This is a genomic window from Candidatus Hydrogenedentota bacterium, assembly GCA_012523015.1.
GTDB lineage: Bacteria > Hydrogenedentota > Hydrogenedentia > Hydrogenedentales > CAITNO01 > JAAYBJ01.
Window position 1 is genome coordinate 1 of the sequence record JAAYJI010000338.1, and the last position, 15,433, is coordinate 15,433.

Annotated in this window: 13 protein-coding genes, 1 tRNA gene and 1 pseudogene; 7 read left to right on the top strand and 8 right to left on the bottom strand. The window is 48.5% G+C overall.

Annotated elements, in window-relative coordinates; genetic code table 11:
- Positions 1–968: tyrosine--tRNA ligase (locus GX117_14575; GenBank protein NLO34553.1), on the top strand; the 968-nt coding region annotated here is incomplete at its 5' end.
- Between the two features lie 36 nt (positions 969–1,004).
- On the opposite strand, the gene GX117_14580 is transcribed toward GX117_14575, so the two are convergent.
- The 8 genes and pseudogenes from GX117_14580 to GX117_14615 all read right to left on the bottom strand — a co-directional run bounded on the left by GX117_14580 (position 1,005) and on the right by GX117_14615 (position 8,014).
- Positions 1,005–1,091 (bottom strand) — tRNA-Leu (locus GX117_14580).
- A 76-nt stretch (positions 1,092–1,167) separates the two neighbouring features.
- Positions 1,168–2,886, bottom strand: coding sequence for a hypothetical protein (locus GX117_14585; protein ID NLO34554.1), 1,719 nt, complete (start codon positions 2,884–2,886; stop codon positions 1,168–1,170).
- A gap of 107 nt (positions 2,887–2,993) precedes the next feature.
- Positions 2,994–4,697, bottom strand: a complete 1,704-nt coding sequence (locus tag GX117_14590; GenBank protein NLO34555.1) for a hypothetical protein — start codon at positions 4,695–4,697, stop codon at positions 2,994–2,996.
- A gap of 70 nt (positions 4,698–4,767) precedes the next feature.
- Entirely contained in the window at positions 4,768–5,322 is a 555-nt protein-coding gene (locus tag GX117_14595; protein ID NLO34556.1) for a 2-oxoacid:ferredoxin oxidoreductase subunit gamma, read from the bottom strand.
- Positions 5,312–6,118: pseudogene (locus GX117_14600) on the bottom strand (2-oxoglutarate oxidoreductase). Before GX117_14600 ends, GX117_14595 begins: the two are co-directional and overlap by 11 nt.
- 2 nt (positions 6,119–6,120) lie before the next feature.
- Positions 6,121–7,200: a 3-methyl-2-oxobutanoate dehydrogenase subunit VorB gene (vorB, locus tag GX117_14605; protein ID NLO34557.1), complete on the bottom strand. Its 1,080-nt coding sequence runs from the start codon at positions 7,198–7,200 to the stop codon at positions 6,121–6,123.
- On the bottom strand, positions 7,197–7,454 hold the full coding sequence (locus tag GX117_14610) for a 4Fe-4S binding protein (protein NLO34558.1): 258 nt from the start codon (positions 7,452–7,454) through the stop codon (positions 7,197–7,199). The genes vorB and GX117_14610 overlap by 4 nt, the downstream gene beginning before the upstream one ends.
- Positions 7,455–7,840: 386 nt before the next feature.
- A complete protein-coding gene (locus tag GX117_14615) occupies positions 7,841–8,014 on the bottom strand; it encodes a 4Fe-4S binding protein (protein NLO34559.1) in 174 nt (57 codons plus the stop codon).
- A 322-nt stretch (positions 8,015–8,336) separates the two neighbouring features.
- On the opposite strand from GX117_14615, the gene GX117_14620 reads away from it, so the two are divergent.
- The 6 genes from GX117_14620 to GX117_14645 all read left to right on the top strand — a co-directional run.
- Positions 8,337–9,098 (top strand): HAD family hydrolase, encoded by a 762-nt coding sequence (locus GX117_14620; GenBank protein NLO34560.1) that lies wholly within the window; start codon positions 8,337–8,339, stop codon positions 9,096–9,098.
- A gap of 41 nt (positions 9,099–9,139) precedes the next feature.
- Positions 9,140–10,102, top strand: a complete 963-nt coding sequence (locus GX117_14625) for an acetylxylan esterase (GenBank protein NLO34561.1) — start codon at positions 9,140–9,142, stop codon at positions 10,100–10,102.
- A gap of 108 nt (positions 10,103–10,210) precedes the next feature.
- The gene (locus GX117_14630; GenBank protein ID NLO34562.1) at positions 10,211–11,068 is read left to right on the top strand and encodes a type 1 glutamine amidotransferase; all 858 of its coding nucleotides are present in this window, start codon (positions 10,211–10,213) and stop codon (positions 11,066–11,068) included.
- A 258-nt stretch (positions 11,069–11,326) separates the two neighbouring features.
- Positions 11,327–12,274, top strand: a complete 948-nt coding sequence (locus GX117_14635; GenBank protein NLO34563.1) for an ATP-binding cassette domain-containing protein — start codon at positions 11,327–11,329, stop codon at positions 12,272–12,274.
- An 18-nt stretch (positions 12,275–12,292) separates the two neighbouring features.
- The gene (locus GX117_14640; protein ID NLO34564.1) at positions 12,293–14,818 is read left to right on the top strand and encodes a hypothetical protein; all 2,526 of its coding nucleotides are present in this window, start codon (positions 12,293–12,295) and stop codon (positions 14,816–14,818) included.
- 45 nt (positions 14,819–14,863) lie between these two features.
- Positions 14,864–15,433: DUF4340 domain-containing protein (locus tag GX117_14645; protein NLO34565.1), on the top strand; the 570-nt coding region annotated here is incomplete at its 3' end.

Here is a 15,433-nt window from a genome sequence, read left to right on the forward strand (position 1 = left end):
AGCCACTGGAACGCTTCCTTGATTTTGACGGGCCTCATGCGGCGAAACTGCTCAATAACGGCGACTGGCTCGGGGAAGTGAAGCTTTTGGATTTCTTGCGTGATGTAGGCAAGTTTTTTTCTGTAAATATGATGCTGAACCGCGAAACGGTACGTGTGCGTCTGGACGAAGAGGGGCGCGGAATTTCCTACACTGAATTCTCTTATATTTTGCTGCAATCCTATGATTTCCTCTATCTGAACAAACATTATGGCTGTCGTCTTCAATTAGGCGGTTCCGATCAATGGGGAAATATTGTGTCCGGAATGGATCTCAGCAGACGTTTGGCCAATGCAGAAACGTATGGGTTGACCTTTCCTTTGGTAACCAAGTCGGACGGCTCAAAATTTGGGAAATCGGAGGGGGGCAATATCTGGCTGGACGCAAACCGTACTTCTCCCTATCGCTTTTATCAATTCTGGCTGAATCAGTCTGATTCAGACGTGGGGCGCTATCTTCGATTCTTTTCCTTTCTCGAAGAGGAAGAAGTGCACGCTCTTGAGAATGCAGTCATAGAGAAACCACAGGAACGAGCTGCACAGAAAAAGCTGGCGGAAGAAGTGACAAAGCTGGTTCACGGCGATACTGCACTGGAAAACGCGAAACACGCATCCAACGCTATGTTTGGCGGAGATATCAGCCGGTTGGATGCTGCCACGCTTAAAGACGTATTCAGTGAAGTGCCTAGCGCTCAGTTATCAGCTAAGGTGTTGAATACAGAACCTTTACTTTTAGATGCGCTGGTTGAAGCGCAAGTATTTAAGAGTAAAGGGGAAGGGCGGCGTCTGATCCGTTCCGGCGGTCTTTATATCAATAATTCTCGCATAGATGGGGAAGATCAAAAATTGACGTCAAGCTGTCTGTTGTCCGGTGATATGATGGTCGTGAGAACGGGAAAAAAGAACTATTTTCTGCTTGATTTTAGCTGATTCCCTTGGAACTGCGGGAGATAGTAGGTGGGAAGATGGTGCCCGAGGCGAGACTTGAACTCGCACCCTGTTTCCAGGACTAGATCCTTAGTCTAGCGTGTCTGCCAATTCCACCACCCGGGCAAAGAATCCATCTCGGAAAGTGTAGCAAAAAACAGGCAGATAATTCAATGTGCTTAGCAGCTTGTGTATGGGAAGCTTATTCTGCCGTCTCCTGAAGGGCAAAGCGGAAGTTTTTGCCGCTCACCACATCGTCGCCGACGAGTATGGGGTCTCCTTCTTCGGGCAGGAATATTTTCATGGGACAGAAGTCGAAGATATCCTTTTGTATATCAATTCCGGGCATAACATGGGTCAGTTCCATGCCTCTGGCAGTGAGGCGGAAAGCGCCCACAGGGGTAGCATAAAAGACCTGTTTTCCCTGTTCCAGTGCCACGGATCCGTTGAAGGTGATTTCATCCACTTTTTCAATAAACTTTGGTCTGCCCGCTTCAATAATGTTGATTTTATTATCACGGATTTCGACAACCGCATCTTCTCCCCAGTTACAGCAAAAGAGGATGGATTTAGATGAGGTAATGAGATCGATGAAGCCGCCGGAACCTACGTGATTTTTAGCACCTTCTCCCCGTTTAGAGACGTTCACATTGCCTTGATTGTCTACCTGTAACGCGCCCAAAATGACCCAGTCGAGCCGTTCATAAATGCGGTCAAAAGCGACGCTGGTCGTCACGATTTCATTTGGATTTACGGCGGCTCCGAAAAAGATACCGGGCGCAGACACACCGCCAAAGACGCCGCTTTCGTTAATCATGTATAGATCGTTCATGACGCCGCTTTCATACAGCAGGCGTGCCACCTCTTCGGGAAGACCGAATCCGATATCCACATGATCCCCTTTGCGCGCATTCAACGCGAATATGTGGGTTGCCAGTCGGGCGAGGGCGTCATCAATGGCAAATCGTTCTGGCGTAATCTTTAAAATTTTATTGATCATCCTCAGTTTTTCGAGCCCCTTATCAATAGGGGTTGTACTGAAGGGGGTAAGAAAATCCCAGTAGTGTTTTTGTTTGATGGTAGTTGTTTGTTCGGTACCGGGCCAATAGACAACAGCATCCACATATTCTTTGGGGAGAAATTCTTCGTCGAATCCCTCTTCGACGATCATCCCCACATTCACAATGCAGCGGCCTCCGTTGCGTTTGGCTGCTTTTGCAATGGAAAAAGCCTCACAGATGACGGACCCGGTTTTAAAGTAAATATTGCCTTTGCGATCTGCTGCGGCAGCGGAGAAAAGGGCGGTGTCTATATAGGGCAGCGAATATTTAAATCGTCCGTCTTCCAGCACCTCGACCCATTGATCGGTACCGGTTCCTGCAACAGGTGTGCCTGTGCCGACGCGTGGATCGATAAAGGTTCCTTTCCCGGTATGCTCACGGATGATGTAATTGACGCCTTCTTCGGCTTGGGCACGAAAAATGTGTGTAACAGAACCTAAGAGACTGCATTGCAATTCCAGCTTCCCTTCTTGGGCAAGTTGCAATTGTCTCTTGAACATTTCTGTATGGGAAACAATCATGCGCGTGTTTAACCCATCCACAGCGAGCTCTTCCACGGTTCCGGGAACTAGGCCGCGGCCGCCTTGTCCGCCGATACCGACGACAGTCAGATTGGCGGGATGCCTTGCCTTTAGGAAGTGATCGCGGATAGCTCTATATAAGAGGGCAGGGCGCTGATTACCGCCAATGCCTGAAATTCCCATTACGGCATTGTCCGGGATGAGCCCTGCCGCCTCCCACGCCGTCATGAATTTGGAGTTCTCTTTTACCGGCGAAGGATAGTGGATATTGAATCTGTTCCAGTTTAGCCGCCAACGAAGTACTTGCGCCCATAACTTGATTTTTTCAACAGTGTTCATGGCTCATCTCCTTTGTTAGTAGATGACGATCAACAGCGCAGCTGCCTAGCTTCTATCTTGCTTGACCCATGACCTGTATTGAACAAATGGAAAAGGAGCGCTGCACGCTATTCTTGCAATTCAAATTGGAATCCTTCACCCGTTATGATGTCGCGTCCAACGACTAAAGGTGTTCCGGATTCAGGCAGCACAATTTTCATGGGCGAGGCATCAAGAATATCTTTTTGTATATCCACGCCCGGCATGACATACATAAGTTCCATGCCGCGTTTTGTCAGTTTGAATGCGCCTACATAGGTAACGTAAAAAACTTCTTTTCCGTGCTTGAGCGCTTCCTGACCGTTAAAGGTTATTTCATCAACTTTATCCACAAATTTAGGTTTGCCCGGATCGATCACTTTAATTTTGTCGCCTTGTACTTCCACATTGGCGTGGGCGCCCCAGGCTGAGCAGAACAAGATGGACTTGGAACAGGTAACCAAGTCAATGAATCCGCCGGGGCCCACATGCTGCATGGGCAATTCTCCGCGCTTGGATACATTCACATTGCCTTGGCTGTCTGCCTCAATCACGCCCAATATAACCCAGTCCAGCCGTTTATACATCATGTCAAAGACGTGGGCGGAAGGGATCAATTCTCTTGGATTAATGGCCGCGCCAAAGAAAACGCCCGGTGCCGCTACACCGCCAATGGCGCCTGCTTCCGTGAGCATATTTAATTGTTTCATGACGCCGCTTTTGTATAGGAGCCGTGCTACTTCTTCAGGCAGACCAATACCTATATCCACATAGTCGCCGTGCCTGGCGTGGTCAGCAAATACTTTTGTCGCGAGCCGTGCCAAGGCATCATCAATGGGCTTGCGTTTGGACATAACGCCTAGAATATTGTTGATGAGCCGCGCACGCTTCAATCCCTTATCCGTGTCCGTGGTGCTCAACGGTGTAAAGCAATCCCAGTATTTGCGATGTTTAATCGTAGCCGTTTGTTCTGTTTCAGGCCAATACACAATGGCGTCTACATCGGAAGCGGGCAGATAGTTGTTATCGTATCCTTCTTCCACCAATTTCCCAACATTCACGAGGGTGCGCCCGCCATTACGCTTGGCGGCTTTGGCAATATATATGGCGTCTCCAATAACAGCGGAGCCTTTAAAATAAATATTTCCTTTGGCATCCGCTGCAGGCGCGTTGAACACGGCTGTATCAATAAAGGGCATGGTAAATTTGAGTTTGCCGTCTTCCGGCACTTCAACCAATTGTTCGGCATCAGTCGGCCAAATGGGTGAGCCTTGTCCAACACGAGGATCGATAAAGGTGCCGATGCCCGTTTCTGTGACGAAAGAATTTCTGCCTTCGGCTTGTTCGCGGAACATAAAAGACATGACGCCAATGAGCGAGCACTGGAGTTCGAGATGGCCTTCTTTTGCGAGGCGATGCTGTTGTTTAAAGGTTTCGGTATGGGCGGTGATCAAGCGTGTATTCAGGCCGGATAAAGCCAATTCCTCAAGGGTGCCGGGAACGCGTCCGCGTCCGCCCTGACCGCCAACAGTCAATACGGTGAGTCCTTTAGGATGTCCTGTTTTCACAAAGCTATCTCGAATCGCCCAGTATAAAAGAGAGCATCGTTGATTGCCGCCCATGCCGGAACAAGCAATTACCGCATTGTCGGGAATTAGTTGTACCGCATCCCAAGCATTCATAAATTTGGGATTATCTTTCACCGGAATCGGATACTTTAAATTACGTTTGTTCCAATTCATTCTCCATTGATACACATGGGCGTAAATACCTAGACGCTCAAAAAAATTCATAGTGCTTTTTCCTGTACTGCTTCTGTACCAAAACTCAACGTCACGCAGTGCTGTGTCCTTTGCTCAAGTTTTAGTTTAAGCCCTGAATAAATGCTATCCCAGCCTGCAGCGCGGTTTTGTTGGTTTGGACCAACTCTTGTTTCTTGGGGTTGCGTTCTTCATCCAGAATTTGGATTAGCGTTGCAATTTCCAAAGTGGGTTCTGCGGCTAAGAAGGCTCCCAATGCAACCATATTTGTTGCTTGTTCCGTGCCTGCAGCGTCCCGTGCCAATTGCGTCGCCGGTACATATAATACACGAAGCGCAGTGCTGTCTGCGAAAGTTTCCGGAGTAATCATAGAACTATTAGCAATAATGAGCCCGTTTTCTTGCATTGTCGGCAAGAAGTGGGAGAAGGATTGTTGGTTGAGCAAAATCGCCGCGTCAGGTTCATCAAAAAGTGGAGAACCAATCGTAGTATCGGAGAGGCGTACCACACAGTTGGCGGTGCCGCCGCGCATAGCGACGCCATAAGTGGGCATGTAACTGGTCTGAAGTCCTTGGCGTAATGCTGCCCGAGCAAGGAGATCTCCTAAAAACAAGATTCCCTGCCCTCCAAAACCGGCGACCAACCATTCATGATTCATGGGGACAGCTTCCTTCCAATATAAGAGCTTCCGAAAAGGACGGGCTTTTTCTACCGTCGGAGCTTTTAAATAAACCTAAGGGAAAAACAGCGCACATTTCTTGAGCAACCCAAGCCTGCGCATCCGCCGGGCTTAATTTAAGATTGGTGACACAGGGCGACAAGATCTCCACGAAGCCGAGACCTGATCCCAATAATTGCGCTTCGAAAGCGCGGAAGACGGCTTTGCGCGCACGTATTACCTGCTTGGCGTTGAATACCGCCACGCGCTCGCTATAGGCAACGCCGTCAAAACCGGCCAGTAATTCCGCCATTTTAATCGGATTGCCGTCCCTTTCGGGGGAACGGCCGAAAGGAGTCGTTGTGGTCTTCTGACCCGGAAGGGTGGTGGGCGCCATTTGCCCGCCTGTCATGCCTTATACGGCGTTGTTAATAAAAATCACCGTAATTTTTTCGCCGCGGTTTGCTGTGTGAATGGTCTCGCACATGCCGATACTTGCGAGATCGCCGTCGCCTTGATAGGTGAAAACAACGAGATTGGGATTGGCCCGTTTCATGCCTGTGGCAACTGCCAAGGCGCGTCCGTGAGCCGCTTCCACCGTATCCACATCAAAGTAATCGTACATCATGACGCTGCACCCGGCGGAAGCAACACCAACAGCTTTATCTTGCAGCCGGAAATGATCCAGTGCTTCCGCAACGAGCCGATGGGCAACGCCATGTCCGCAGCCGGGACAGTAATGGGTTGCTTTGTCACACAAGCTTTGAGGTCGGCTGTAAATAGGCTTAACGGCCATGGTCAGCACTCCTTTATTTTTTCGAGAATCTGGCTGGGGGTAGGCACACCGCCGCCGGGACGCCCATAGAAACGCACTTCAATATCATCAGGAACAGAGAGTCGCACATCATCCAACATTTGTCCCATATTCATTTCTACAACCAGCACGCGTTTGATGGACGTGGTCAATTGGCACAATTGTTCTGATGGAAAGGGATACAAAGTTATGGGACGGAACAAACCCACGCGCAGCGATTCATCACGGGCGGCGCGAAGAGCGGATAAAGCAATCCGTGCGGCAGAACCAAAGGCAACAAGGAGCAGCTCTGCATCTTCTACAAAAAGTTCCTCCCCTTCAGGGAGTTCTTTCTCAATTACTTTGTATTTTTCCCACAACACATTGTTGTGCAATTCTTGATCATTGCCCGATAAGAACATGCTGCGTATATTTTGTGCAGGCCGATTGTGCGCGCCTGCAAGTGCCCAGTCCTTGGGCGGAATAAGGGGCTCATGGTCGTGTTGCATACAAACAGGTTCTTTTAATTGACCTAGGATCGCGTCGCTAAGGATCAGCACCGGGTTGCGGTAGCGCTCCGCAATCTCAAAGGCTTTCAAAGGGAAGTCAAACATTTCCTGGGCTGTGGATGGGGCAAGGACGACGGTTCGATAGTCGCCGTGTCCGCCGCCCCGCGTCGCTTGATAGTAATCCGCTTGGGTGGGCTTGATACCGCCCAAGCCGGGACCGCTGCGCATGACATCAACAATAAGGCAGGGCAGCTGAGAACCTGCCAGAAAGGAAATACCCTCCTGCATGAGTGAGATGCCCGGACCGGAAGAACTGGTCATAACCCGAGCGCCTGCCGCTGCTGCGCCCAAAACCATGTTAATCCCTGCCAGCTCGCTTTCCGCTTGTAAAAAGACACCGCCCGTCTCAACCAAGCGGCGCGATAAATATTCCGGTATCTGGTTTTGCGGTGAAATGGGGAAGCCAAAATAACAGTTTAATCCCGCTTGGACAGCACCTTCAGCAAGGGCAATATTTCCTTGCACTAAGCTCAGACTATTGGAAGAGGATTGACGGCGTTCTAAGATAGCGCTCATGATGCCTCCTCGTGGATATGTTGGTAGACCGTTATCGCTGCATCGGGACAAACCTGCCAACACAGACCGCAAGCGGTGCACTTTGTCATATCGCCCGGTATCGCCGGATAATATCCTGCTTTATTCAACGCTGTACCGCTATGAATAAGCTTGGGCGGGCAGGCGGGAATGCAAAGATAACACCCTTTGCATTTTTCAGGATCAATCTCTATAAATCCGGAAGGTTTCGAGGGCTGTATTACTTTTGCCGTCATGATCAGTACCAATGCTCCCATTCCATGTTGTCAAACAATTAATTTTGGGTAAGTTCAAAAACTTTTGAGTATTGCTTGGTTTTTGACGATCAACAAAATATCGAATTTTACAGCACACCGTATTTATTTGCGCCTTGAATATCATGATAAGATGAAAGCTGATCTCGTTTCAAGGACAGTAAGGTTATTTTTCTATCATATTGAATTTAAAGTAATTGTTTCTCGTTAAACGGCTAAAATAGCTTCTTTAATGCACATTTTTGGGTCGAAATTGTGCATCTTTATAAACCGGTAGGTAGGTAGAGACACAAAACAAAATGCGATGCAATTCAAAAAGAACTGCATCGCATTAAAATATCGGGGCAGTCAATCACCGAAGTGATGACTCAGTCCATCGTAATTGACTCCGTCGGGCACACGTCAACGCAAGCACCGCAGTCGATGCATTCGTCTTCGTTCACAACGGCTTTATCATCTTGCATTACGATTGCTTCTGTGGGGCATTCGTCGACGCAATCACCACAACCAGTACAAGTTTCCGGATCTACTTTTGCCGTCATAATTAATATTCTCCTATCGTTTAGGGGTTTTTGTCAAATCTTCGTTCTCATTCAGGATGGATTGGAACGGAGGGAACAACGCATCTGCATGCTAATTATCCCATAATTGCCCCCATTATTTCCAGTTTATTTTTTGCAGTATTAGCGTGATTATACCTCTTTTTTTTATACCCTGATACCATGTTTATAACGGAAATGAGGCAGGTCAATATGATATGATAGTTCGCTGGAAATTGCAAAGCTTAGGCTCTTTCCTGTAGCGTAGACATGGTTCCTGTAACATTGGCGTAGGCGTATATAAAATAGAAGCGGAGGGTTTATTATGGCCGGTCGACCCATTGGCGTAGTAACTTTTGATTTGTGGGATTGTGTGTTCTGTGATGAAAGCGATGAGCCGAAGCGGGCGGCAGCAGGATTAGCCCCCAAGCCTGTGGCCCGACGTCAGCTGCTCTTTGACGCGCTGGCGCGGCACGGCGCTATAGATCGAGAATCTGTGAATCTTGCCTTTGATGTAGCAGATCAAGCCTTTCGTAAAGTGTGGCACGAACAATTCGTCACGTGGACCACGAAAGAACGTGTTCAAGTTATTCTTGAAGGATTAAAGCGCAGCTTAGCGCCTGCAGAATTGGATGCTGTAGTAGATGGTATTGAGCGCATGGAATTGGATACGAGTCCTGATCTCGCGCCCGGCGTGGGAGAGGCTTTGGCTGAACTGCATGGCCGTTATAAACTAGCCGTTATTTCAGACGCTATCTTTTCGCCCGGACGCTATCTCCGCGCTATTTTGGAAAAATACAATTTACTTTCTTATTTTGACTATTTCGTTTTTTCTGATGAAATCGGATACAGCAAACCTCATCCTGCCTTATTCGAATCTGTGGCGTCACATTTTGGGGTCGCGGTGGAAGATATTGTCCATATCGGTGACCGCCCCCATAATGACATTGGCGGCCCTCACAAGGTTGGTGCGCGAGGCGTATTGTTGACCGTTGTAAAAGATAGACCCCTTGATGGGCACATACCGGATGCGGTATGCAACGATTACGCTGATTTGGCGCAAGTACTGAAATCCTTGGAATCCTAATTTTTTCGGAAAAGTTTTTCTTTAGTTGGAGAGTCGCCACGATGCCGCAATTTGAAATGCCGTTGGAACAATTGGAATGCTATCTCGGCACCAATCCGAAGCCCGATGACTTTGACGCCTACTGGGATCGCGGCCTCGACGAAATTCGGCATTTGGATTTCAATGTGGAATTGCTTCCCGCAGATTTTCAAACCCCTTTCGCCGAGTGTTTCCATTTGTACTTTAACGGTACCGGCGGCGCCCGTGTTCATGCGAAGTATTTGCGGCCTAAAAAAGCTGCTTCGCCGCATCCGGCCGTGCTTCTTTTTCATGGGTACACGGGCAGTTCCGGAGACTGGCAAGACAAACTCGGCTATGCAGCCATGGGTTTTTCCGTGGTTGCCTTGGACGTGCGCGGGCAAGGCGGATTGTCAGAAGATCCCGGCGGCGTGAAAGGAAACACCCATACGGGGCAGATCATTCGCGGCGTGGATGATGATCCCGACAAGTTGTTTTTTCGGCATGTCTTTTTGGACACAGCCGCCCTTGCCGCAATTGTCATGGACTTCCCGGAAGTGGATTCGCAACGGGTGTGCGCCATGGGAAATTCTCAAGGCGGGGCGTTGACGCTTGCTTGTGCCGCGTTGGAACCAAGGATCCGACGGCTTGCGCCCTTGTGTCCTTTTCTTTGTGATTATCAGCGCGTGTGGGAAATGGATCTCGCTGTGGATGCTTATTTGGAGTTGAAGACTTTTTTCAGACTCTATGATCCGCGTCACGAACGAGAAAAAGAAATTTTTACACGGCTGGGTTATATTGATTGCCAACATCTTGCAGGTCGAATCGAAGGCGAGACCTTGATGGCAATTGGACTGATGGATGAAATTTGCCCGCCTTCCACGCAATTCGCTGCCTACAATAAAATTAATGCAAAACGAGAACGAGTCTTATACCCTGATTTCGGTCATGAAATGTATCCGGGATTTTTAGACCGCGTGTATCAGTTCTTTGGTGAATTGCTTTGAGCGGGGCATCGATTTAATGACATATAAAATGAAGTTGCCGGAATTGAATCCGGTTTATGAGACGCAGGTAACGTACGCAACAATGTTCAATAGGAGAAAGATCATTTCATGAGCAAGCCTTTACGTTTTTTAATTCCTGATGGATATTCTCAAGAGAGTCGTGCTGAGTTTGACCGTGTCAAGATGACCTTGGCAGGCGATTTATACGCACAGTTATTGAAGCGCCGCATGCCCGACGCAGAGTATGACATTTGGTTCAGCAGCGATCCCGGCGCGGAGCCGCCCACTGATGAGGCACTGGAAGGATACGCAGGCGTCATTTGGCCCGGCTGTAATCTGACCATTTATCATGATGATGATCCGCGCGTACAAAGTCATTTGCGGCTCGTTGAGCGCGCTTATGAAGCGGGCGTCCCCCAATTTGGCAGTTGCTGGGCAATTCAACTGGCTACTTTTGTGGCAGGCGGCGTGACCGAGCCCCATCCGAAAGGACGTGAAATGGGGATCGCCTTAAATATTCGGGTGACAGACGCAGGCAAGACCCATCCCATGATGAAAGGGAAACCGCCCGTCTTCTCTCACTTTGTCAGTCATGATGACTATGTGTCTCAAGTGCCGGATTGTGCTGAAGTCCTTGCGTTGAATTATTGGTGTCCTGTACAGGCGGTTGCTGTTAGCTATAAAAAAGGCGTGTTTTGGGCAACCCAATATCATCCTGAGTATAATCTGCAAGAGATGGCCTGCCTTATTCGTGCTCGTGCACAGCGCTTAATCGATCAGGGATGGTTTAAAGACGAACAGGATATGGCAAAATATGCCGATAACCTGGAAGCCATTTATAAAGATCCTGCTATCAAATATTTGTGCTGGCAATTGAAGATAGATGAGCATGTCATTGATGATGATATTCGCGAATGTGAATTCATAAATTGGCTCAAATACGCAGTTTGTAAAGAAGCGTATTAAGCCTAAAAGAACACCTCAAATTTGGTCGTATACCTGATATAAGGCGCTTTATACGGTAACTTTCCAAAGAAAAAGATACAGTCTTCGATCTCTATCTACCTGATAGCATAGATGTTAATATAAGCTAAGTGGGTGTCTTGCCTAAAAAGTATTTGTGGCACAACTTTTGCTTAATAAAGAGCGAATGCGTATGCTTACACAGCAGGGGTGGACGCGTCATATCAATGGTTGTGAATCCCTATAGTGGAGAAAAGGTACATGATAAAAGCAAACAAATTAACAATGGACTATGGGCCTGTCAGGGCTCTGGAAAATGTGTCGTTCGAGGTTAACCGCGGCGAGATTGTGGGACTGCTTGGTCCCAACGGCGCAGGCAAATCTACAACGATGAAGATTTTGACGACTTACCAATATCCAACGGCGGGGACGGCGGAGATCAATGGGGTGGATGTACTTAAGAATCCTCTTGAAGTACGGAAATCCATTGGCTATCTTCCTGAAATTTTGCCCCTTTATATGGATATGGAAGTTCGATCCTATTTGGAATTTGTAGCGCGGGCACGCGGTCTTCGCGGTGCAACCCTAAAAAACAGGATGAACTCCGTCGTTGATACTTGTGGGCTCCGCGGCATGTACCGTAAGGTCATCCGTGAATTATCCAAGGGCTACAAACAGCGTACGGCGCTGGCACAGGCATTGGTACACAACCCCGATGTGATTATCTTGGACGAGCCTACTTCAGGCTTGGATCCCCATCAGATTCTTGAGATCCGTCATTTGATCCGTGATTTGGCTGAGGATAAAACCGTGATCCTCTCTACCCACATCCTGCAGGAGGTGGAGGCGACTGTTGACCGTATTGTTATTATCAATCGCGGCAAAATAGTGGGGAACGGTACCATTAACGAATTGCGCGCCAGAGCAAAGCACTCCGAACGGCTCGCTGTTTCTATTGAGGGACAACGGGAAGAAACGGAACGACTCCTGAGCGGACTGGAAGGTGTGCGACAGGTCGTTTTTGAAAAAGAGTCAGAGGGCTGCGTTTCCTTTGTCCTCCACAGCGCTGTCGACCGTAATCCTTGGCGCGAATTCAATACCCTCGCAAGGGAGAAGCAGTGGCGGGTACGTGAGTTGGCAGATCGGCCGCTCTCCTTGGAGGAGACCTTTTTGACCTTAACCGAAAAATCCTCAGCCAAAGCTGAATGATCTTAGGAGAATATCGTCATGCGCAATATCGTTTCCATCTTTCGCCGAGATTTGGGCGCTTATTTCACGTCCGCCATCGGCTATATCTTTATTATGGTTTTCGTAACCATGAGCGTGGGTCTCTACGTCACCTCCTTCTTCGTTTTTCCCGTAGCAGACATGCGCCCCTACTTTGAAAATTTACCGCTCCTGCTGTGTGTCTTTATTCCTGCCGTGACCATGCGTATATGGGCGGAAGAGCGCAAAGAAAACACCTGGGAGATGCTCTTAACCTTTCCGATGCAGGCTTGGGAACTGACAATTGGAAAATTTTTGGCCGCCGTCTTTTTCTATGTCTGTGCCTTGGCCGCTACTTTCACGATTCCTACCATGCTGATTTCCTTGGGTAATCCCGATAACGGCGTTATCTTCAGCGGATATCTGGGCACCTTACTCATGGGCAGCTGCTTCTTAGCTTTGGGCATCCTGTTCAGCGGTTTTTTCAAGGATCAGATTGTCGCATTTGTCATTACCTTGCTCAGCTGTTTCCTTTTCTTTTTGCTGGGCACAGATTTTATCGCGTCTTATATTGATGGGCGCGTCGCGGGATTGGGATCCTTGTTGTCTGATATTTTCGGCGTCTTCACCCACTACCAGCCCCTCGTGCGCGGTGTTGTAGATCTTGCCGACGTCTTATTCTTCGTGGTATGGGCGACAATCTTTCTCACCTTGAACGTGCTTTTTATCGACGGAAGAAATCGGCCCAAAGCGCGGCTCATGTTCATGATTATGGTGGTGCTTTGTGTGACCATCGGCATGTTGTTTAATTATCTAATGGCGGGTACGAGCATTAAACGCTTTGACCTTACCGAAGATAAAATTCATACCATTTCCCCGGCGACACGGGCTATCTTGGCGGAAACAGACAGTGAAATTCAGTTGCGTCTTTATGTTACGCCCCGCGATAAAATGCCTACTGCCATGCGCACCATTGAGCGCGACATTGTCGATAAAATGGAAGAACTGCGTCTGGCTTCCCAAGGTCGCTTGAACTATGCCACCGTCTATTTAGAAGCGGCAAATGTGATTTCCACAGAACGCGAAAGTTTCGGCAAAGAAGAATCAAAAGATGAAGAGGAAGCCATTGAAAAGCGTATGTTGGATAAGGGTGTGCAGCCCTTCAGTGTGCGCGCCATGAGCGAGGACGAAGTCAGCAACAAAATAATTTACTGCAGTGTTGGGGTCGGCTATAAAGATAAAGCAGAAGAAATCATTCCGCAAATCATGCCGGACACGTTGTTCGACCTGGAATACCAGATGGTCAATACCATCTATAAATTGACGCGGGAACAGATGCCGGTTGTCGCCTTAGTGGCTCCCAAAGAAGCGGTCAATATCGATCCACAAATGCGTCAGATGCTCATGCAAATGGGTCAGCGAGTGCCCGAATCAGAAGATCCCTATGAGTATTTGGAACAGGTGCTGCTCTCCGAAAAATATGATGTCAGACGCGTTGATATGACCAAAGAGAGCCCCTTGCCCGATAACTACGACTCGTTGGTCGTCGTGAATCCCCGCAGTCTTAATGACCGTCAGCGCTGGGAAATTAATCGCGCTTTGTATTCTGGTAAATCCGTGGTTATGGCGGTTCAGCAATATGAATGGGAGTATGAAGCGACGCGGAGCGGAAACCGTGTTTCCCGTCGAGAAGAAAATCCCGAAATAAATAGCCTTCTTGAAAAATACGGTCTTGCTGTCAGTGAAGACATTCTAATGGATGTGAATCATGTCGCCTTGACGGTGCAAAGTCAATCAGGGGGTTTGTTGGGAGCGCTTATGGGGCAGCCTTTCGATTTGCCCACACATATTTTGGTCAACAGCAGTTCCATGAACGAAAAGACCTCCATCACCAACCGGCTTTCCGCTATCCTCTATTTATGGGGTACCGCCATCACGCTTGATAATGCAAAGCTTGAGGAAAACAATCTGGATGTGGAAACGCTGATGAATTCCAGCGATAAGGCGTGGACAATAGCCAAAGATGCGGCGCTCACCTCCGATTCTTTTAAAGCTCCGGATTCAGGCAAATCCTTTCCGCTCATGGTTCGGGCAAAGGGACAATTCCCGGATGCCTATGCCGACGCGGAACGGCCCTCTTGGCCTGTGCCGCAACAACAGCCCGGTATGCCGCCCCAACCTGAAGATGAGGAAGAAGAGGCTCCTGCCGCTGCTGTAGATGCGGCTCCGGGCCAATTGATTGTCATGGGATGCTCTCAGGTCTTCCGTAAAAACTTCCTGCAGGCTGCTAATTTGGACCTGTTCCTGAATAGTGTTGACGCCGTAACCTTAAGTGAAAATTTGGTCAATGTGCGCGGCGCTAAACCCATAGACCGGCTTATCACGAAACCTTCCAAGAGGCAGCGTACCTTGTGGCAATTGGCGAACTACGGTCTTGCCAATATCTTGCTCGCAGCCATTGGTATAGGCAGCTTTGTGGTGCGTCGTCGCGGCAGAAACGCCTATATCCTTGCTATAGCGTCTAAGAACAATGTCGAGAAGCAATAATTGAAACCTGAGTAATATTCTTAACCATAAGGATGCAATACGATTATGAAAGTTAAAACACTCCTATCCTTCCTTGTGATTTTGGCCATACTTGTGGGGGTTGTGGTTTGGCAAAAGATGAATGTTAAACCGCCCATGCCCCTTGCGACTCAGATTGGTTTGGAAAACTTGGTAGCCGATGGCATTCAAAAAAATACCATCCAGCGGATAGAATTATTTGCCGGCGCCGAACCTGATGAAAAAGTGGTGTTGGAGCGACAGCAGGACAGTTGGAGCATCGCAAGCCTCTTTGATGCGCCGGGCAATACGGAAACGGTCGATAAATTTGTCGATCAACTGCTTAGCTTAAAAGGGGAACCGCGGGCAACAGCCGATACAGAAGCGAAATTGGCTGATTATGATTTGTCTGAAGACAAAGCCTTTCACGTGCAGGCTTTTAAAGCAGATGAAGAGGCGCCTGTCGTGAATATTCTCTTTGGAAAGACAGCGGATTATCGCACCATATTTCTGCGTAAGGCCGACGACAACCGTATTTTTGTGGAAGCCATCAATTTAAAACGTGATGCCGGCGTCAGTGAAGATGCGGGCGACACAGTCCCGAAACAGGAGAAGTGG